Below are 19793 nucleotides of genomic sequence, written 5' to 3' on the forward strand. Positions count from 1 at the left end.
CAGGCCAAGAAGGACGCCCTGGAGAAGGTCGGCGTCCGCGTCGGCAGGACCCCGAGCGAGACCGCCCGCCTGATGCGCGAGGTCGTCAAGTCGCTCTAGCGCACGGCCCCGGGAACGGGAGAACGCGGCGGCGCATCGCCCCGGAGCACGCTCCGGGGCGATGCGCCGCCGCGGTTTCTCACCGGTGATCGTCCGATGGCCCGATCGTCCGATGGCCGTACGTCCCTCTCCGGGGAGGGGACGCGAGCGGTTCCCGTGCCGGCGCGGCCCGGATACCACAGGGGACTCCTGTCACACGGTGCGCGACACGCGGGCGCGGGAGTCCCTTCCGCACCGAAGATCCTGAGACCATCGACTACTGTGACGGCCCTTTTCGATCAGCTACGGACGGCTCCCCGCAACGTCCTCAGCCGTATCCCCCTGCCCGGCCTCACGGGTGACGACGACGACGTCCGCCGGCCGCTTCCCGTCTCCGGGATGCTCGCCGCCGCGTGGACCCTCGGCGTGGGGCTGGCGGTGCTCACCACGCTCACCCTGGTCGGCTGGATCGCCGCTCCCCGCGGTGCGCTCGGCGCGGGCCTGCCCGCGGTGTTCCGCACCGCGTCGCAGCTCTGGCTGGCCGCGCACCACGCGGGCTTCGCGATACCCGGCGGCTCGGTGGGCCTGCTCCCGCTCGGTCTGACGGTCCTGCCCGCCTTCCTGCTGTACCGCGCCGGGATGTGGATGGCCCGCGACGCGGACCTGCGGCTCCGGCTGCCCGCCCGGCTGCCCAAGAACACCCCGAAGGAGGTGTCCAACGCCCGCCGCAGGGCGCAGCTGGTCCTGATCGCGCAGGCGGGCATCTCGCTGGCGGCGCCGTACGCGCTGCTGGCCGGGCTGATCGCGCTGGTCACCAGGAACGAGATCACCCAGCCCTTCCTCGGCGACGTGCTGGTCAGCCATCTGGCGCTGGCCTTCATCGCGGGCTCCGTGGCCGTCGCCAGGACGATCGGGCCCTGGCGGTCGATGCTGCGCCTGCTGCCCGAACGGCTGCGCTCGGTCGTGGTCGGGACGTCCGCCGCACTGGCGATCATGCTCATGGCGGGTGCCGTCATGGTGCTCGGGGCCGTCGTGGTCAACTTCGGGCAGGTCCGGGAGCTGTCCGGGATCCTGGCGCCGGGGTTCGTCGGCGGGATGCTGCTCCTGCTGGTCCAGGGGCTCTACCTGCTCAACGCCGTCATCTGGGGGCTGGCCTACATCGCGGGTCCGGGTTTCGCGGTCGGCACCGGCACGCTGGTCGCGCCGACGGGCGTGCAGCTGGGTACGGTGCCGAGCCTGCCGATCCTGGGCGCGCTGCCCGAGGCGGGCCCGACCCCGGCCTGGGTGATGATCGTGATCGCGGTGCCGTTCGTGGCCGGGGCCGTGGCGGGCATCCTGGTCGTCCGGATCTCGCCCTCCTCCTCGTACGAGGGGGCGCCGCTGTGGGGGTTCGTCTGCGGGCTGGCGACCGGGGCGGCGGCGGGCCTGCTCGCGGCGCTCTCCGGCGGCTCGCTCGGCGGCGCGCGGCTGTCCGCGCTGGGCCCCGCGGGGTGGGAGGTGATGCTCTCGGTGACCCTGGAGGTGGGTGTCGCGGCGGGGATCGCCGCCGGGCTGGCCAACTGGTGGCTGATCTTCCGTGGACACAACACGGCCGTCACCAAGGCGGCGGCCAAGGTCGGCACGGCCACCGCGCCGGTGCGCAAGGCGGGCGTCAAGATCGCCAAGGCAGCGGCCTCGGCGGCCGGCAAGGTCGGCTTCGCCGAGCCGGAGGAGCTCCAGAAGCTCCCCGGCTACTGGCTGGACGCCACGGAGTGCGACACCCAGCCGATCCCGGTCATCAGGGACGACTGGGAGGACGAGCACGCCTCGGCCGCGGCGGAGAGCTCGCAAAAGGCCCGCCGCCCCGACCCGCCGCGCACGCCCCGGCGTGACATCGTCGACGAGACCGACGACAAGGGCGGTCACGTCATCTACGTCGATCCTTACGCCTGGGACCGCGACTGAGAACCGGGCGTCCACGTTCCGCCACACCCCGGCCGGGGACCGCGGCCGCTCGGGACAGGGCCGCCTGAGGTCGTGGTCGCCCAGGACGGTGACCGCCCGGGACCGGTGATCTCCCCGGACCGTGACCGCCCGGGGCCGTGACCGGAAATTCGGCCGTTCCTGGAAACCCTTCGCACGGAGCCGGGCGTATGGACGGGTATGAGACCTAAGACGGCCGGGTGAGCGGTCACGAGGGGTTCACCGAGTTCGTCGCGGCGCGGGGAGCGAGCCTGTTCAGGATCGCCCACCTCACCTGCGGGTCCCGCGACGAGGCCGAGGACGTCCTGCAGAGCGCCCTGGAGAAGGCCTACCGCAGCTGGGGCCGCCTGCACGCGGGGAGTGATCCCGAACCCTACGTGCGCCGCATCATCGTCAACACCGCGATCAGCCGCGCCCGCCGTCGCGCGATCCTGCGGATCTTCCTGACCGGCTCGCCCCCGGAGACTCCGGCGCCCGACTCCCTGAGCGGCGTCGAGCTTCGTCAGGTCCTGATCGCCGGTCTCCGGAGCCTGCCGCCACACCAGCGCGCCGTACTGGTCCTGCGCTTCTTCGAGGACCTGACCGAAGCCCAGACCGCCGAGGTCCTCCGCTGCTCGATCGGGGCGGTCAAGAGCCAGTCGTCCAAGGGGCTGGCCCGTTTGCGCGCCCTGATCGGCGCCGATCTTCACGAGGAGGAGTTTCCCCATGCCGAACGTTGAGCACGAACTCCGGCTGGCCATGGTCGAGGAGACCTCCGCGCTCGGCGCGCCTCCCGGCCTCGCCCACCGGGTCGTACAGGGCGCGAGACGGGACAGGAGGGCTCGTACGACGGCGGTTGCCCTGGTCGCCGCGGCCGTGCTGGCGGCGGCCGTACCCGGATACCTGGCCGTGACGGACCGGAGCGGCGTCGCCTCCCCCACCCGGACGGTGGGCGTGGACGGTGTCAAGGTCGGTCACCTGCCCCCGGGGCTCGGCACCCCCGTACTCGAGAGAGCCGACGCCGGAGGTCTCCGCGGCACCGCTGCGACCTGGGGGTCGGGGGACGACCTCGTCCGCGTCACGGTCTACCGGGACCCGGCCTTCCACTCCGGGGGGGCCGAGCGCGTGCTCGGCGGGATCAGGGGCACGCCCGAGACACTGCCGGGGGTCCTCGCCGCGAAGGTGCGCGGACGCGGGGCGTTCACCCGGGCCGAGGGGGACGACCTGGTCTGGGAGGAGCGACCCGGTCTGGTCCTGCGTGTCACGGTGGGCGCCCGGCACCGGGACGACCTGCGGAGGATCGCCGGCGGTCTCATCCCCAAGGATCCGACCGGCGGAGTCTTCCAGGAACTGCGCGTCACCTACGTTCCTCCCGGCCTGTACCTGAAAACCCCCTTCTCCGTGGTCGACCAGACCGGGTGGGCCGAGCTCGGGTGGGGCGGGGACGACGGCGCCTCGGTCCGGCTCCTGGCGGTGCGCGGGGTGAGCGCCGCGGACGCGGAGGCGTTGCTCACCTGGGCCAGGACCCGTCAGAGCCTGTACGCCGTCACCCCGGAGAAGGTCCGCGGCAAACCGGGGTACCGGGCCGCCGGGGGCGCGGGGGGCGCCTCGCGGACGCGGATGCGCCTGTGGCTGGAGCGGCCCGGTCTCGGATACGTCGTGGCGGTGAACCAGGGCCTCGCGGCCACGCTGGACAGGATCGTGAAGGGTCTCGTTCCCACCGAGCCGCCGTCCACCTCCGGCAACGCGGTCGACCACGTCGCCGTCGCCTACCTGCCTCCCGGCCTGCGGCGGGTCGCCGGGGAGACGACGCGGCTCGGCAAGGGCTGGAGCGCGAAGGCCGGACGGTGGTCGGACGGCTCGCGCGACGTCGAGGTCACCGTGGTACGCGGCGCGGTCCTCCACGGCAGCCGGTGGGAGGACGAGTTCCTGCGCGGGGAGAAGCGGGAGTCCGCACGCACGAGAAGGCCGCCCATGGGCATACGGACCACCGATCCTGACGGTCGCCGGGGGATCTTCTTCGAGAGCCCGGAGGTCGCCGTCCATGTCAAGGCCGATCCCGCCCTGGCCGGCGAACTGGACAGGATCGCCGCGAAGATCCGCGTCCCGCCCCCGTCCTACAGGCCGTAGCTCCTACGAGCCGTAGGTCTCACAGGCACCGATCGAGGAGGCAGGACCCGCCCGCGCTCTCCCAGGAGTGCGGGCGGCATCGCCACCGGCGGCAGGTCAGGGCGGGAAGAGGCGGGAAGGGGCAGGTCAGGGCGGGAAGGGGAACTGCACCTGGCCCGGCTGGAGGAAGGGCATCTTCTGCTCCATGGCCCGTTCGAGCTGCTCCACGCACTCGTTCTGCGACGCTATGGTGCCCGCGCCCCTGCCGCACTCGGCGTAGGCGGCCAGCTCGTCACCGAAGTAGAACTGCAGCGCCGTCACCGCGATCGAGATCAGCAACGCCCCGGCCGACAGCACGACGCCCACCACGGCGGTGCCGGCCGGCTTGGGGATGGCACGGAGCGTCCGGATCGCGCGAATCGAGGTGATGAGGGCGAAGATCGCCATGACGATTCCCGCGAGGGGGAGCACCAGCGTCATCACCGCCGCGGCGACCGCGAGCCACAGCGCCCTCCGACCGGCGTTCTCAGCAGGCCGGACCTCGACCGGTAGTGTCACCTGACCTCCTTGCGTTGTTCGTACGGACAGGCCGATACCCTTGCAGCGGCGTGAGTCCCCGTCCGAATGGAGTGCGTCGGTGTCATCCCAGGCCGTTCGGCTTGTGGTTCTCGTGTCCGGTTCTGGAACCAACCTACAGGCCCTGCTGGACGCTGTGGCAGACGAAACCTACGGTGCCCGGATCGTGGCCGTGGGTGCCGACCGCGCCGGTGTCGAGGGCCTGGTGCGCGCGCAGCGCGCGGGGGTGCCGACCTTCGTGGAGAGGCTCGCCGACCACCCCACCCGCGAGGAGTGGGACGACAGGCTCGCCGCCCGCATCGCCGAGTACCGGCCGGATCTCGTGGTCTGCGCGGGGTTCATGAAGATCCTCGGCGCGCCGACGCTGGAGGCCTTCCCGGTCCTCAACACCCACCCCGCCCTGCTGCCCTCCTTCCCCGGCGCGCACGGCGTCCGCGACGCGCTCTCGTACGGCGTGCGCGTCACCGGCTGCACCGTGATGCTCGCCGACGCGGGTGTCGACACCGGGCCGATCATCGCCCAGGAGACCGTGCCCGTGCTGGACGGCGACGACGAGGCGGCCCTGCACGAGCGCATCAAGACCGTCGAGCGTCACCTGCTCGTCGACACCGTCGGCCGGATGGCCCGCGAGGGCTGGACCGTGACCGGCAGGACTTTCCGATTCGGACGCCCCGGTGGATGAGCCGGGCGCCTCGGAGAAAACCGGAACCAACCAGGAGGAGCACGAAGTGACCCGCATCGCCATCCGGCGCGCGTTGATCGCGGTGTATGACAAGAGCGGGCTGGAGGAACTGGCCCGCGGGCTCGACGCCGCGGGCGTGGAGATCGTCTCTACCGGGGGCACCGCCGCGAAGATCGCCTCCTTCGGCGTCCCCGTCACTCCTGTCGAGTCGCTGACCGGCTTTCCCGAGTGTCTCGACGGCCGGGTCAAGACGCTGCACCCGCGCGTGCACGCCGGGCTGCTGGCCGACAGCGGCAACCCGTCCCACGTCAAGCAGCTCGAAGAGCTGGAGATCGAGCAGTTCGAGCTGGTGGTGGTCAACCTCTACCCGTTCCAGGAGACCGTGGCCTCCGGCGCCTCCGACGCCGAGTGCGTGGAGCAGATCGACATCGGCGGCCCCGCCATGATCCGGGCCGGTGCCAAGAACCACGGCACCGCCGCGGTCGTGGTCGACCCCGCCTCCTACGGCGACGTGCTCGCCGCGGTCGCCGCGGGCGGCTTCACCCTCGTCGAGCGCCGCCGCCTGGCCGCCGCCGCGTACGCCCACACCGCCTCGTACGACACCGCGGTGGCCTCCTGGTTCGCGAACGTCTACGCCGCCGAGGACGGCGCGTGGCCGCGTTACATGGGCGCGGCCTGGGAGCTCCGGTCTCCGCTGCGCTACGGCGAGAACCCGCACCAGGGCGCCGCCCTGTACTCGGGGCAGAAGGACGGTCTGGCCAACGCCGAGCAGCTGCACGGCAAGGAGATGTCCTACAACAACTACCTCGACGCCGACGCCGCCTGGCGGGCCGCCTGGGACTTCGACGGGCCCGCCGTTGCGATCATCAAGCACCAGAACCCGTGCGGCATCGCGGTCGGCGCCGACGTCGCCGAGGCGCACCGCAAGGCACACGCCTGCGACCCCGTCTCGGCGTACGGCGGGGTGATCGCGGTCAACGCGGAGGTGACCGGGGAGCTGGCCCGGCAGATCGCCGAGGTGTTCACCGAGGTCGTGGTGGCCCCCTCCTTCACGGAGGAGGCGCTGGAGGTGCTCACCGCCAAGAAGAACATCCGGCTGCTGTCCTGCCCCGCGGGGCCGTCCAACCCGGCGGAGTTCCGCCGGATCGACGGCGGCCTGCTGGTGCAGATCGCCGACCGGGTCGACGCCCCGGGCGACGACCCGTCCGCCTGGGAGCTGAAGGCCGGGCCCGCCGCCTCCGCCGAGGTCCTCGCCGACCTCGCCTTCGCCTGGAAGGCGTGCCGCTCGGTGAAGTCCAACGCGATCCTGCTGGCCTCGGACGGCGCGAGCGTGGGCGTCGGCATGGGTCAGGTCAACCGGGTCGACTCGGCGCGGCTCGCGGTCTCCCGGGCGGGCGAGCGCGCTTCGGGGGCCGTGGCGGCCTCCGACGCGTTCTTCCCCTTCGCCGACGGCCCGCAGATCCTCATCGACGCGGGAGTGAGGGCGATCGTGGAGCCGGGCGGTTCGATCCGGGACGAGGAGGTCGTCGCGGCGGCCGAGGCGGCCGGGGTGACCCTCTACTTCACCGGCACCCGTCACTTCTTCCACTGACCCGTTCCCGGTGTGCGGCCGCCGCACGGCTGTGGCGGCCGCACACAGGAGATAGGAAAGTGGCGGATTAGACAGGACTCCCTGGATGAAAAAGGTTTGACCTGCGGTTAGTCTGAAGCATCCCTTTCGTCCCAGTCGTGGAGCTCCCTTATGCCCCTGCTCGACCACGCCCTGTACGCCTTCGTGATCATGCATGGTTTCTGGATCAGCCCCTGGATGATGATCATCATCGCGCTCGGCGCGGCCTACCTCAGCGGGCGGGCCATGGAGTGGATTCCCTTCACCCGCAGGATCATCGAGCGAAGGGAAGCGAGGGAGGCGGAGCGCGGCTGATCCCGGCTGATCCCGGCGGACCCGCCGCTCCCGCCGATCCCGTGAGAGGGTTGTCCGCATGAGCGCGCGGATTCTCGACGGCAAGGCCACGGCGGCGAAGATCAAGGCGGACCTCACGGCGCGGGTGGCCGCGCTGAGGGAGCGGGGCGTCGTCCCCGGGCTCGGCACCGTCCTGGTGGGCGGTGATCCCGGCAGCCAGATCTACGTGGCCGGCAAGCACCGCGACTGCGCGGAGGTGGGCATCTCCTCCATCCGCAGGGACCTGCCGGAAAGTGCCACCCAGGCCGACGTCGAGGCGGTCGTCGACGAGCTCGACGCCTCCGCCGAGTGCACCGGCTACATCGTCCAGCTCCCGCTGCCCCGCCACCTCGACACGCAGGCGCTGATCGAGCGGATGGACCCGGCGAAGGACGCCGACGGTCTCCACCCGGTCAACCTGGGCCGCCTGGTCCACATGGTCGACGCTCCGCTGCCCTGCACGCCGTACGGCATCGTCGTGCTCCTGCAGGCGTACGGGGTGCCGATCAAGGGGGCCGAGGTCGTCGTGGTCGGCCGCGGCATCACCGTGGGGCGCTCGCTCGGCCTGCTGCTGACCCGCCGCTCGGAGAACGCCACCGTCACCCTCTGCCACACCGGCACCCAGGACCTCGCGGCCCACACCCGGCGCGCCGACATCGTCGTCGCCGCGGCCGGGGTGCCGCACCTGATCACCGCGGACATGGTGAAGCCGGGCGCCGCCGTGCTCGACGTCGGCGTCTCCCGGGTCGACGGGAAGATCGCCGGTGACGTGGCCCCGGGCGTCGAGGACGTCGCGGGCTTCCTCACCCCCAACCCCGGCGGCGTGGGCCCGATGACCCGGGCCATGCTGCTCACCAACGTGGTCGAGGCCGCCGAACGGCGCGCCCGCGAGCGGGGCTGATCCCACTCGCGGGGGCCGCGGTTCTCTACGAGGCCCTGCGGTTCGCGGTGGTGGACGACGCCGTCTGGGGCTCCGGGGAACCGGCCGCGCGCTGCGGTGGCACCACCGGGGTGGGCCTGACCAGCCCCAGGGCGACGACCTCGTTCGCCAGCCTGGTGCGCCGGTTGGTCCCCTCGGGAATGCGGAACTTCTGGTAGAGGCGCAGGAGGTGCTGCTTGACAGCCGCCTCCGTCACCACCAGATCGTCGGCTATCTCCCTGGCCGTGGCCGGTGCGACGAACGCCTCGTCCGACAGCGCCGGACGGCACAGCGACGTCAGGACATCAACCTCCCGCCTGGTCAGCTCCGGTGCCGCGGCGCGGCGGAGCTCGACCTCCGGTGCGAAGTCCTCGCGTGGCACTCCGCCGATCCTGCCTCGTGCCGCGCCGAAGGACACCACGTCGCCGTCGTCAAGCACCCTCCGGGCGATCGGCCGGCCGTTGACCCGAGTGCCGTTGCGGGACAGGCCCAGGTCAACGACGTACAGGTAGGGTCCGCGCCGGACGAATTCCGCGTGCAGCCGGGAAACACTCGGATCGGTGAGCCGGATGTCCACTCCCCGGCCACGTCCGATCGTCGTGATCTCGGGGCGCAACGGGACCACCTCGCCAGTGTCCTCGATGCGTATGAACGGCCCCTCCACGGCAGTTCCTCCCCAGGTAGCCCGCCGTAACTATTCCTACAGCTCCGGCTTACCCAAACGAGGTGATGGGGAATCGCCTTTGCCAGAAGGAGAATCCTTCGTGAAATTGGTCTGTACCTCTCGGGAGGGTTTCCGCTGCTCACAGGTAGACTTCGGACACAGATAAGCGGAGGAAACACTTATGGCGGACAAGCCCACCAAAGGTCTCGCCGATGTCGTAGCCGCGTCCACAGCGCTCAGTGACATCGACGGTCAGGCCGGTCGCCTCTTCTATCGTGGCTACGACATCCACGATCTGGCCGGCCGTACCACCTTCGAAGAGACCGCCCACCTGCTCCAGTGCGGCACCCTCCCCACGCGGGAGCAACTGCTGACGTACGGTGAGGAACTGGTCCGAGGGCGCACGCTCGGCACGCTCGCCGAGGCCAACATCCAGGAGATCGCGGAGAAGCAGGCCCCCATGGAGGCGCTGCGCACGCTGGTCTCGCTGGCCGGAGGCGACGATCCGGACAAGGGCACCAACGCCCCCGAGGCGAACCTGCGCAAGGCCGCCAGGCTGACCGCGCAGCAGCCGATCCTCGTGGCCCGCTACCACGCGGCCAGGACCGGGGCCTCCGTGCCCGATCCGGACCCCGAGCTGAGCGTGGCGGCGAACTTCCTGCTCCAGATCACCGGCCGTACCCCCGGTGAGCGCGAGGTCGAGATCTTCGACGCCTGCCTGGTCCTGCACGCCGACCACACGATGAACGCCTCCACGTTCGCCGCCCGCGTCTGTGCCGCGACCCTGTCCGACATGCACTCGGCGGTCGTGGCGGCGATCGGCACCCTCAAGGGCCCCCTGCACGGCGGTGCCAACGAGCAGGTCATGCGCACCCTGGAGTCGCTCGACGCGGGTTCCGTCGCCCAGGCCGTACGGGACAAACTCTCCGCGGGAGAGAAGATCATGGGCTTCGGGCACCGCGTCTACAAGACCGAGGACCCGCGCGCCACGCACCTGCGCAGGATGTCGCAGGAACTCGGCGAGGCCTCCGGCGACGACACGTACTACCGGATGTCCAAGGAGATGGAGGAGGTCGTCTTCGAGACGAAGGGCCTCTACCCGAACGTCGACTTCTACGCGGCGACCGTCTACCACTATCTCGGCATCCCGACGGACCTGTTCACTCCCGTCTTCTCCGTCAGCCGCATGTCAGGATGGACCGCACACGTCATCGAGCAGCACGCCGACAACCGGCTGATCCGCCCGGACAGCGAGTACATCGGCGAGCGCGACCAGAAGTGGAAGCCGATCTCCGAGCGATGAGCCGACGTCAGGGGCGAGAGCGGGTGGTGGGCCGGTGAACGCGCGAGCGGCCGAGGCGAACAGGGAACGTTGGGGGGCCTACCCCCTGGTGGTGGGCGGCGCGCTCGTCGCGCTGATCCTCGCCGTGCTGCTGGGCCTGCCCTACTGGGGCGGAATCGCGATGGGCGCCGTCATGATGCTGGGGGCGCTCGCCCGGCTGGCCGGGGGCGGGCGGCTCGCCGTCCGCCGCAAGGCCACCGACGTCGTCACGCTGGGAGGCCTCGGCGTCGTGCTGACGGTGGCCGGGATCATCCTCGAGTTCAAGGACCACATACCGATGTGAGTTCAAGGACCACATACCGATGTGGCGGGTCGGATGACCGGGTGCGCCGCGAGGTGGTCGACCACGTCCGATAGCCTCAACGGCCAGTGAGCCTCAAAAAGGACTGTCTGGCCAATTTAGTTCAGAAGGGGAACCACACGCATGCCCAAGATCAAGGTAGAGGGCCCCGTCGTCGAGCTTGACGGCGACGAGATGACCCGGATCATCTGGCAGTTCATCAAGGACCAGCTGATCCTTCCCTACCTCGACGTCGACCTGAAGTACTACGACCTCGGGATCGAGCACCGCGACGCCACCGACGACCAGGTGACGATCGACGCCGCGAACGCGATCAAGCAGTACGGCGTCGGCGTCAAGTGCGCCACGATCACCCCTGACGAGGCTCGGGTGGAGGAGTTCGGCCTCAAGAAGATGTGGAAGTCCCCGAACGGGACCATCCGTAACATCCTCGGCGGTGTCATCTTCCGCGAGCCGATCATCATGTCCAACGTGCCGAGGCTCGTCCCCGGCTGGACCAAGCCGATCATCATCGGCCGTCACGCGTTCGGCGACCAGTACCGCGCCACCGACCTGAAGATCCCCGGCGAGGGCAGCCTGACCCTCACCTACACCCCCAAGGACGGCTCGGAGCCGATCGAGCTCGACGTCTACGACTTCCCCGGCCCCGGCATCGCGCTGGCGATGTACAACCTGGACGACTCGATCCGCGACTTCGCCCGCGCCTCCATGCGGTACGGCCTGTCGCGCGGCTATCCGGTCTACCTCTCCACGAAGAACACGATCCTGAAGGCCTACGACGGCCGCTTCAAGGACATCTTCGCGGAGGTCTTCGAGACCGAGTTCAAGGCCGACTTCGACGCCGCCGGGATCACCTACGAGCACCGTCTCATCGACGACATGGTCGCCGCGGCGCTCAAGTGGGAGGGCGGATACGTCTGGGCCGCCAAGAACTACGACGGCGACGTCCAGTCCGACACCGTCGCGCAGGGTTTCGGCTCGCTCGGCCTGATGACCTCGGTCCTGCTCACCCCCGACGGCCGGACCGTCGAGGCCGAGGCCGCCCACGGCACGGTGACCCGCCACTACCGCGAGCACCAGAAGGGCAACCCCACCTCCACGAACCCGATCGCCTCGATCTTCGCGTGGACCCGGGGCCTGCAGCACCGCGGCAAGCTCGACAACACCCCCGCGCTGATCGACTTCGCCGACAAGCTGGAGCAGGTCTGCGTCGAGACCGTCGAGGGCGGCCAGATGACCAAGGACCTCGCCCTGCTGGTCGGCGGCGACGCCGAGTGGCTGACCACCCAGGACTTCCTGGCGGCCCTGGACGAGAACCTGAAGAAGAAGATGAGCCTGTAAGCCTGTCCGTCGAATCCGGCCTCCGCCCGCACGTGCCGTGCCAGGCGGAGGCTGTTTCTTCGTTCCGTGACGCGCCGGGGCGCGGTGAAAGCCGGTGACCTGAGCGAACGGGCAGGATGGCGGCGGGCCGGGCCGAAGACGTTGCGTCCGCGAACGCTTTCTCCCATCCGGCCGGCACGGCACGAACATGTACGGCGACAGCACGCGATCCGGGTCGTCGTCACGGCGCCGGGCGGCCGGTCACGGTGCCGCCACGGCCCCCAGGACGAGGGGGGCGTCCGCCGGCAGGCCGGGCACGCGGTGCGACCGCCCGGTGACGGCGTCCACCCGGAAGAAACCGAGGAGGCCGCCCCCGGCCCTGGCGCTCATCCTCACGACCACCTCGCGGTTGTTCAGCCAGCTCACGACCTCGGCCGTGGCGGGCCGCCTCGTCTCGGGCAGCGGGAGCCGCTTGAAGACCCGCCGCGACGCGGCGTCGATGACGTGGAGGCTGTGGAGGTCCTCGCCCTTCCCCGCGACGATCGCGGCGGAGTGTCTTCCGCCGGGAGAGTCGGCCCAGGTCCCGTACTTCTCCTGGAGCCAGGCGGCGATCCGCTGCGCCGGAGGCATCTGTCCTGCGGGCACAGACGTCAGGGCGCCGGTCGTGAAGTCGGTCCGCAGCCGCCGCTCGCCGAGGGTGACGGTGAAGTGGCGGCCGCTGGGGGAGACGCTCACCTGGGTGCCGTCCTCGGTGTCGGCGGGGGCGAGGACCGGTGACAGGTAGCGCTTCACGCCGCTGCCGAGGTCGTGGGCCACGTACCGTCGCTCCGCCGCGCTCAGGTAGGCGATGCGGCGCCCGTCGCGGCTGATGGCGGGGGCGAGCCGGGGGCGCTCCCTCCCGTCGCCGTGCGCGAGGCGCTGGGCGGCGTCGGGGACGCGCAGCCTCGCCTCGCAGGGTTCGCGGCCCTCGCACCCGCCGAGGCCGGGAGCGGGGCTCTCGGGGCCGCCGGAGGCCATCGTCAGCGTCCAGCCCGCGCAGGTGACGTCTCCGGCGCGCGCGGGAGGTGTCCCGACGGGGGCGTCGGGACACGGCCCAGGGACCGCGTAGCGTATCACCGAGGAGGTCCGCGGGGCCTGCCACGGTGCCGGGACGGCGCCGGGTTCCCCGCCGCCCGGCCCCGAGCCGTCCGGCTCCGGACTGGAGACCGCTCGTACGGGCTCCTGCGCCTGCGCCGCGTGCGGCCGGCTGCGCTCGCCCAGCGCCGAGTTCCACACCTCGCCCTGCTGGGACACGACGAAGGCGGCGATCAGGCCGACCGGCACGAGCGCCGCCGCCACGGCCAGGAGGGCCCCCCTGGCGCGACGCCGCCTGAGCGTGCGCATGGACCGGACGGTGAGGTCGGGGACGGAGGCCTCACCCGCGGCCGTGGCCATCCTGGTGATCAGACGGCTCTCGCTGCCCTTGGTGAGGGTGTCGACCGCCTCGGCGATCTCCGACTTCACGGTCTCCTCCGGGAGCCCGAGGAGGGAGGCCATCTCCGCGCGGGACCTGCCGTCGTGCAGGCAGGCGACCACGAGGAGCCGCTGCCGGGGCGGGATCCGTACCAGGGCCGTCGGGCCGGCGGCGCTCGGCCGCTGGAGGAAGCGGCGGTAGAGCGCGATCTGGGCGTGCGTGGTGGGGTTCTCCCACAGCGGCGGCGGCCAGGAGAGGGCGACGGTGTGGAAGGAGCGCAGGGTGAGGCGGATGGCCTGCTCGTGGCTGCCGGTGAGGAGAAGGGCGGTGCCGACGAGGGAACGCTGATCGCGCTGCACGAACTCGCGATAACCGATATATCGGCGCATGGAAGTTTTAGCTCCGGCTTGCCTGAGGGACGTACAACGGTAGCGATCTAAGCGGCTGGAGCGCCAGATTGGGGTGAATGTCGGAGATTGGGGGTGAGGGCGTCCGCTGTTTTTCGTCGTGACGCGGGCGGGGGCGGGTCGTGGTCGTGAGGGATGTGAGGTCACGTCGGGATAACAGGGGGAGAGGGCGGGTCATGGCGCCGTAAAGTTTGCCACGTCGAAGATTACGAGACCGTGGGGACGATGATGCCGGAGATCGCGCCACTGGAAGCGGGAGAGCCGCGCCAGCTCGGGCCGTTCCGCGTCGTCGGGCGGGTCGGCGAGGGCGGGCAGGGCATCGTCTACCTGGGGATCAACGCCGCGGGGGAGCGGGCGGCGATCAAGCTGCTGCACGTGAAGTTCTCCGGCGACGCCGTCGCCAGGTCCCGGTTCGCCAGGGAGGCGAGGGCGGCCCAGCGGGTCGCCTCGTTCTGCACGGCGGGCGTGATGGACGCCGACCTCGAAGGCGACACCCCCTACATCGCGAGCGAGTACATCGAGGGCAGGTCGCTGCGCGAGGTCGTGGAGACCGACGGCCCCCTCAAGGGCGCCCCGCTGCAGCGGCTGGCGATCGGCACGGCCACCGCGCTCACCGCGATCCACCACGCCTCGATCGTGCACCGCGACTTCAAGCCGGACAACGTGCTCATCGCGGCCGACGGCCCGAGGGTCGTCGACTTCGGCATCGCCCGCATCCTCGACTCCACCGGCACGATCACCAGCCGGGCCATCGGCACCCCCGCGTACATGGCGCCGGAGCAGATCTCCGGCTCCGAGGTCGGACCGCACACCGACGTCTTCGCCTGGGGGGCGACCATCGCGTTCGCCGCGACCGGCGAGACGATCTTCGCCGGAAGCTCGATCGCCGTGGTGCTCAACCGCATCCTCAACCACGAGGTCGACCTCGGCACGCTGCCGGAGCCGCTGCGCGGCGTGGTCGGCTCGGCGCTGGCAAAGTCGCCCGCCACGCGGCCCTCGGCCGACCAGCTCCTGCTCCGGCTGCTCGGCCACCCGGAGACGGTGAACGCCTCGCCCGCGATCCTCACCCAGGGCGCCAAGGTCGCCGTCCCCGAGCCGCCGCCCCGCGACGAATTCCGATCCCGGGAGCGGGACCGTGAGCAGGGCCGCGAGCAGGGCCGCGACCGGGGACACGCCGACGACGGCGATCAGGGCCGTGACAACGACGCCACCAGTCCCATGCGCACCCCGAAGCCCCGGACGGGCGGTGTCTCGGGCGACCTGCTCCTCCCGTCCACGGGATTCCAGCACCCCCACCCCGTCCACGACCAGGGCTCCCACCCCGGGCGCGGCGATCAGGGCGGCCGGAGCGGTCAGGGGGTTCACCGGGAGACCGGGCCGGGCCAGGGCGAGCGTCGCGCACCCGCCGCCCACGGCGGGCCGTCGCACATCCCCGCCCCTCCCCCCGTGGAGCATTCGTCCTTCCCCGACCAGCGCTTCCCCGACCAGCGCTTCCCCGACCAGCGCTTTCCCGAGTCGCGCCCTGAGGACCGTCGCCTCCCGCGGCAGAGCCCACCGGACCACCTCTCTCCGGATCGCCGCTCACCGGCGCATCGCGGCCACCCGTCGTCGCCGGACTACTGGGACCACCCTCCGCCTCCCGCGTACGGCGACGGCACGGGGTACGCGGAGCACGGGGAGCACGGGGGCGAGGTGCCGCCGCCCAGCTGGCAGGCGTCCGCCACCCTCGTCGGGGTCCCGGAAACGCCGCCGCGCCCGCGCAGGGGGCGCTGGATCGCCGCCGCCGTGGCCGTGCTGCTGCTGATCGCCGGCGGGGCCGCCGCGGTCCGCTGGTGGCCGGGGATCGCCTCGGAGAGCGGGCCGGAGGAAACCGTTCCCACCGCGTTCACCTCCGTGGTGGACAAGGCCGCCAAAACGGGCAAGCTCGTCGTCGGCGTGCGCGACTTCCTGCCCGGTATCGCCCTGCAGAACCAGGGCAGGTGGAGCGGCTTCGAGATCGACCTCGCCCTGGAGATCGCCAAGGCGCTGGGAGTGCCGGCGAGCGGCGTCACCTTCCGGGGCACCGGCCGCCCCGAACGGCCGAAACTGCTGGCGGACGGAGACGTCGACCTCGTCCTGGCGACGTACTCGATCAACGACACCGACGACGTCACCTTCGCCGGGCCGTACTACCTCGCCCACGTCGACGCCCTCGTCAAGGACGGTTCGCCGATCGTGGACCTGAGAGGCCTGGAGGGCAGCCGGATATGCCAGCCGGCCTCCAGCGCGGCCGTGGCCGTCCTGCAGGGCGCGGTCGAGCGGCTCGCGCTGGAGGCCGCCGAGACATACTCCGAGTGCGTCAACATGCTGCAGGCCGGCCAGGTCGACGCGATCCCGGGCGACGACCTGCTGCTGGCCGGTTTCGCCAACCGGGAGAGCATCCGCTACAAGCTGCTCGGCCTGAAACTCACCGACGAGCGTTACGCGGTGGCCCTCAAGAAGGGCGACGTGCGCACCTGCGAGGCCGTCAAGGGGGCGATCGCCGACCTCTACCGGAGCGGCACGATCCGCACGCTGCTCGACAAGCACTTCTCCAAGGTCGAGTTCCCGGGGCGGGAGAACGACGCCCCCACCATGGCCGCCTGCACCTGACCGTGAGGGCCCCCGCGGAGACCTCCGCCGGGGCCCTGGTCCGGGGCCGGCGTCAGGGCCGCGCCTCGCCGTCGCGGGGCGTTCGTCCTGCTCTCCCTGTCGGCCGGCTGCCGGCCGGCTGCCGGCCGGCTGCCGGTCCCGCCGCCCGGAGCGCGGATCGGAGCGCGCATCGGGGCACTCGCCGGACGGCCGTCCACCGTGGACGGGTAGCATCCGAGCGTCACAATTCATCCTTCGAGTGGGGGAAGGTCATGGCCCAGACTCCCGTAAAGGTCACCGTTACCGGCGCCGCCGGTCAGATCGGCTACGCGCTGCTTTTCCGCATCGCCTCGGGCCAGTTGCTGGGCGCCGACGTCCCGGTCACGCTGAGCCTCCTGGAGATCCCGCAGGCCGTGAAGGCCGCCGAGGGCACCGCGATGGAGCTCGACGACTGCGCGTTCCCGCTGCTGAGCGGCATCGAGATCACCGACGACCCGAACGTGGCGTTCAACGGCGCCAACGTCGCGCTGCTGGTCGGTGCCCGTCCCCGGAGCAAGGGCATGGAGCGCGGCGACCTCCTCCAGGCCAACGGCGGCATCTTCGGCCCGCAGGGCAAGGCGATCAACGACAACGCGGCCGACGACATCCGCGTGCTGGCGGTCGGCAACCCGGCCAACACCAACGCGCTCATCGCCCAGCAGCACGCCCCGGACGTCCCGGCCGAGCGCTTCACCGCGATGACCCGCCTCGACCACAACCGCGCGCTGTCCCAGCTCGCCGCCAAGCTGCAGGTCCCGGTCACCGAGATCAAGAAGATGACGATCTGGGGCAACCACTCCGCCACTCAGTACCCCGACCTCTTCCACGCCGAGGTCGGTGGCAAGATCGCCGCCGAGCTGGTCGACGAGGCCTGGCTGCGTGACACCTTCATCCCCACCGTCGCCAAGCGCGGCGCCGCGATCATCGAGGCCCGGGGCGCGTCCTCGGCCGCCTCCGCCGCCAACGCGGCGGTCGACCACGTCTTCGACTGGGTCAACGGCACCGCCTGGACCTCGGCCGCGATTCCCTCCGACGGTTCGTACGGCGTGCCGGAGGGGCTCATCTCGTCCTTCCCGGTCACCTCGCGCGACGGCAAGTGGGAGATCATCCAGGGCCTGGAGATCGACGCCTTCTCCCGCGAGCGCATCGACGCCACGGTGCGCGAGCTGGAGGAGGAGCGTGCCGCGGTGCGCGAGCTCGGTCTTATCTGAGCCGTCCCGATCCGAGCCGTCCCGATCTGATCCGTTCTGATCTGGGTCGTTCTGATCTGGGTCGCCACGCGAAAGGGGCCCCGGCGTGCCGGGGCCCCTTTCGCGTTCCCGGCCTCCCGGGTTCCGGCCCGTTCGGGTTCCCGGCCTTTCGCGCCTCCCCGGCCCCTCGCCGCGCGGGCGGCGGGGGAAGGCGAAGGAAAAGGCGGCGTGTCGATCATCGCGGAGCGGCGCGACCCGGCGTTCAATGATCACTTGTGGTCGGGGGATCGGTGTTCAGGGAGTACGCCGCGGTGCGGATCGTCGCCGGGATGATCTGTCTCGCGCTCGTGGCGACCCCCCGTGGGGCGCTCGCCTCTCCCGACGACGACGGCTGGGGCGGCGCCGACCTGTCGGTGCGGCTGACGGTCTCCCCGAAGCGCGCGCAGCCCGGTCGGCCGCTGACCTACCGGGCCGAGGTGCGCAACGACGGTCCCGGCGACGCGGTGCTCCCGCTGCTCACCGTACGACTGCCCGAGAAGGTGGCGGTGGCCGGCGTCAACGTCGCCGAATGCCTTCCCGGCGCCGCGGCCGGAGAGGTGATCTGCCCCTCGCCGACGGACGTCCTGGCGGGGCAGACCGGCGGGGTGACGATCACCGGGATGGTGGGGTCCGGCGCGCGGGGCCCGCTGAGGGCGAGCGCCACGCTCTCCTCCGAGGTCGTGGACGACGACGAGACGGACAACTTCTCCGAGACGCTCACCGAGGTGGACAAGGGTGCGGACCTGGCCGTCAGGCTGTCGCGCGCGACGCGTGCGGGCCGCCTGGTCACGGTGGCCGCCGTGGTGCGCAACCGCGGGCCGCGGCGCGTCCACGACGCCGGGGTCCTCTTCGACACCGGCGGGGCGCATCTCGTGTCGGCGAGGGGCGCGCGGTGCGACTCCCACCTCGCCTACGTCGGGTGCAGGCTTCGTACGGTCGGCGCGGGCCGGCGGGTGAGCTTCACGCTCGCCTTCGTGGCCCGCGCGCACGCGCCACGGGCCGAGGCGACCGTCTACTCCCTCCGGCTGGGCGACCGCCGCCCGGCCAACAACACGGCCCGCTTCGGCCTGGGGTAGGCGCGGCCGGTCGGCTCGCGCCCGGCCCCGGTCGCAGGTTTCCGAGACCGGTGGCGCGGCCGGGGCGGCGGAGTGGAGCGGGGTGGTGTCAGCCGAGCATGGCGGCCCAGGCGTCGGCGACGACGTCGCGGACCGACGGGTGCTCGGGCTTCCAGCCGAGCTCACGCTGGATCTTCTCCGACGAGGCCACCAGCACGGCCGGGTCACCGGCGCGGCGCTCGCGCACGACCGCGGGGATCTCGTGGCCGGTCACCTCGCGGCAGACCGACAGCACCTCCTGGACAGAGAAGCCCGTCCCGTTGCCCAGGTTGTAGATCTTGTGTTCGCCCGGCGAGCAGGCGTCCAGCGCCAGCAGGTGGGCCCTGGCGAGGTCGGCCACGTGGATGTAGTCGCGCACGCATGTGCCGTCGGGAGTGGGGTAGTCCGTGCCGAACAGGCTGACCGACTCGCGACCGCCGAGTGCGACGGCGAGGATGTTAGGGATCAGGTGGGTCTCCACGGTGTGACGTTCGCGGTAGACCCTGCCGTCTCCGGCGGTGTGGGCGCCGCCCACGTTGAAGTAGCGCAGGCTCACCGCGGCCAGGCCGTACAGCCCGGCGAACGCGCTCAGCGCGGTGTCGACGGCGAGCTTGGACGCGCCGTAGGGGTTGGTCGGCCGGGTCGGGTCGGTCTCCTCGATCGGGGAGCGCTCCGGCTCGCCGTACGTCGCGGCGGTGGAGGAGAAGACGATCCGGCCCACCCCGGCGCCCCGCATGGCGTCGAGCAGGGCCAGGGTGCCGCCGAGGTTGTGCGTCCAGTAGAGGCCGGGCCGCTCCACGGACTCGCCGACCAGGGACTTCGCCGCGAAGTGGAGCACGGCGTCCGTGCCGGGCAGCAGGGCGGCGGCCTCGGTGATCGACCCCTCGACGAAGCGGGCACCCGGCGGCACCGCGTCGGCGTGGCCGGTGGAGAGGTCGTCCAGCACGGTGACCTCGTGGCCCGCCTCGACGAGTTGCGCCGCCACGACCCCGCCGATGTATCCGGCGCCTCCGGTGACGAGCAGCTTCACGGAGCCTCCTGTTTGATGATGTTTGTACTTGTTTACTTTTGTAAGTCTATCGCCAGC

The 19793-nt window shown here is 71.6% G+C and carries 17 protein-coding genes and 1 pseudogene; 14 read left to right on the forward strand and 4 right to left on the reverse strand.

Going from position 1 to position 19793, the window contains the following annotated elements:
* The 4 genes and pseudogenes from ACTOQ3_RS35745 to ACTOQ3_RS35760 form a co-directional block, all read left to right on the forward strand.
* Positions 1 to 99 (forward strand): annotated as a pseudogene (locus ACTOQ3_RS35745) (succinate--CoA ligase subunit alpha); the annotation flags it as partial.
* 261 nt (positions 100 to 360) lie between these two features.
* Complete coding sequence (locus ACTOQ3_RS35750; RefSeq protein WP_440087892.1) at positions 361 to 2022, forward strand: cell division protein PerM; 1662 nt, start codon at positions 361 to 363, stop codon at positions 2020 to 2022.
* Between the two features lie 218 nt (positions 2023 to 2240).
* Positions 2241 to 2759: a SigE family RNA polymerase sigma factor gene (locus tag ACTOQ3_RS35755; protein ID WP_440087893.1), complete on the forward strand. Its 519-nt coding sequence runs from the start codon at positions 2241 to 2243 to the stop codon at positions 2757 to 2759.
* On the forward strand, positions 2746 to 4149 hold the full coding sequence (locus tag ACTOQ3_RS35760; protein WP_440087894.1) for a hypothetical protein: 1404 nt from the start codon (positions 2746 to 2748) through the stop codon (positions 4147 to 4149). The genes ACTOQ3_RS35755 and ACTOQ3_RS35760 overlap by 14 nt, the downstream gene beginning before the upstream one ends.
* Positions 4150 to 4275: 126 nt before the next feature.
* On the opposite strand, the gene ACTOQ3_RS35765 is transcribed toward ACTOQ3_RS35760, so the two are convergent.
* Positions 4276 to 4686: a hypothetical protein gene (locus ACTOQ3_RS35765; RefSeq protein ID WP_440087895.1), complete on the reverse strand. Its 411-nt coding sequence runs from the start codon at positions 4684 to 4686 to the stop codon at positions 4276 to 4278.
* A gap of 79 nt (positions 4687 to 4765) precedes the next feature.
* Between ACTOQ3_RS35765 and purN the strand changes: the two genes are divergently transcribed.
* From purN to ACTOQ3_RS35785, 4 genes are all read left to right on the forward strand, one after another.
* The gene (gene purN / locus ACTOQ3_RS35770) at positions 4766 to 5386 is read left to right on the forward strand and encodes a phosphoribosylglycinamide formyltransferase (protein ID WP_440087896.1); all 621 of its coding nucleotides are present in this window, start codon (positions 4766 to 4768) and stop codon (positions 5384 to 5386) included.
* A gap of 46 nt (positions 5387 to 5432) precedes the next feature.
* Positions 5433 to 6977: a bifunctional phosphoribosylaminoimidazolecarboxamide formyltransferase/IMP cyclohydrolase gene (gene purH, locus ACTOQ3_RS35775; protein ID WP_440087897.1), complete on the forward strand. Its 1545-nt coding sequence runs from the start codon at positions 5433 to 5435 to the stop codon at positions 6975 to 6977.
* 150 nt (positions 6978 to 7127) lie between these two features.
* Positions 7128 to 7310 carry a hypothetical protein gene (locus tag ACTOQ3_RS35780; RefSeq protein WP_362678706.1) on the forward strand — a complete coding sequence of 61 codons (183 nt, stop codon included), beginning with the start codon at positions 7128 to 7130 and terminating at the stop codon, positions 7308 to 7310.
* Between the two features lie 58 nt (positions 7311 to 7368).
* The gene (locus ACTOQ3_RS35785; RefSeq protein ID WP_440087898.1) at positions 7369 to 8229 is read left to right on the forward strand and encodes a bifunctional methylenetetrahydrofolate dehydrogenase/methenyltetrahydrofolate cyclohydrolase; all 861 of its coding nucleotides are present in this window, start codon (positions 7369 to 7371) and stop codon (positions 8227 to 8229) included.
* Positions 8230 to 8254: 25 nt separating this feature from the next.
* Here the strand turns inward: ACTOQ3_RS35785 and ACTOQ3_RS35790 are convergent, their stop codons facing one another.
* Complete coding sequence (locus tag ACTOQ3_RS35790) at positions 8255 to 8911, reverse strand: FHA domain-containing protein (protein ID WP_344749230.1); 657 nt, start codon at positions 8909 to 8911, stop codon at positions 8255 to 8257.
* Between the two features lie 181 nt (positions 8912 to 9092).
* On the opposite strand from ACTOQ3_RS35790, the gene ACTOQ3_RS35795 reads away from it, so the two are divergent.
* The 3 genes from ACTOQ3_RS35795 (at position 9093) to ACTOQ3_RS35805 (ending at position 11895) form a co-directional block, all read left to right on the forward strand.
* Positions 9093 to 10214: a citrate/2-methylcitrate synthase gene (locus ACTOQ3_RS35795; RefSeq protein ID WP_440087899.1), complete on the forward strand. Its 1122-nt coding sequence runs from the start codon at positions 9093 to 9095 to the stop codon at positions 10212 to 10214.
* 34 nt (positions 10215 to 10248) lie between these two features.
* Positions 10249 to 10536, forward strand: coding sequence for a hypothetical protein (locus ACTOQ3_RS35800; protein WP_440087900.1), 288 nt, complete (start codon positions 10249 to 10251; stop codon positions 10534 to 10536).
* Between the two features lie 141 nt (positions 10537 to 10677).
* Positions 10678 to 11895: an NADP-dependent isocitrate dehydrogenase gene (locus ACTOQ3_RS35805; RefSeq protein ID WP_440087901.1), complete on the forward strand. Its 1218-nt coding sequence runs from the start codon at positions 10678 to 10680 to the stop codon at positions 11893 to 11895.
* A gap of 240 nt (positions 11896 to 12135) precedes the next feature.
* Here ACTOQ3_RS35805 and ACTOQ3_RS35810 read toward each other — a convergent pair whose 3' ends face one another.
* A complete protein-coding gene (locus ACTOQ3_RS35810; RefSeq protein ID WP_440087902.1) occupies positions 12136 to 13716 on the reverse strand; it encodes a sigma factor-like helix-turn-helix DNA-binding protein in 1581 nt (526 codons plus the stop codon).
* Between the two features lie 243 nt (positions 13717 to 13959).
* Between ACTOQ3_RS35810 and ACTOQ3_RS35815 the strand changes: the two genes are divergently transcribed.
* The 3 genes from ACTOQ3_RS35815 (at position 13960) to ACTOQ3_RS35825 (ending at position 18688) form a co-directional block, all read left to right on the forward strand.
* Positions 13960 to 16365 carry a protein kinase domain-containing protein gene (locus ACTOQ3_RS35815; protein ID WP_440087903.1) on the forward strand — a complete coding sequence of 802 codons (2406 nt, stop codon included), beginning with the start codon at positions 13960 to 13962 and terminating at the stop codon, positions 16363 to 16365.
* Positions 16366 to 16616: 251 nt separating this feature from the next.
* Positions 16617 to 17594, forward strand: coding sequence for a malate dehydrogenase (locus ACTOQ3_RS35820; protein ID WP_440087904.1), 978 nt, complete (start codon positions 16617 to 16619; stop codon positions 17592 to 17594).
* A 254-nt stretch (positions 17595 to 17848) separates the two neighbouring features.
* Positions 17849 to 18688: a hypothetical protein gene (locus tag ACTOQ3_RS35825; RefSeq protein ID WP_440087905.1), complete on the forward strand. Its 840-nt coding sequence runs from the start codon at positions 17849 to 17851 to the stop codon at positions 18686 to 18688.
* Positions 18689 to 18776: 88 nt separating this feature from the next.
* Here ACTOQ3_RS35825 and galE read toward each other — a convergent pair whose 3' ends face one another.
* On the reverse strand, positions 18777 to 19736 hold the full coding sequence (gene galE, locus ACTOQ3_RS35830) for a UDP-glucose 4-epimerase GalE (RefSeq protein ID WP_440087906.1): 960 nt from the start codon (positions 19734 to 19736) through the stop codon (positions 18777 to 18779).
* Positions 19737 to 19793: the final 57 nt, after the last annotated feature.

It is taken from the genome of Streptosporangium sp. LJ11 (assembly GCF_051918945.1).
GTDB lineage: Bacteria > Actinomycetota > Actinomycetes > Streptosporangiales > Streptosporangiaceae > Streptosporangium.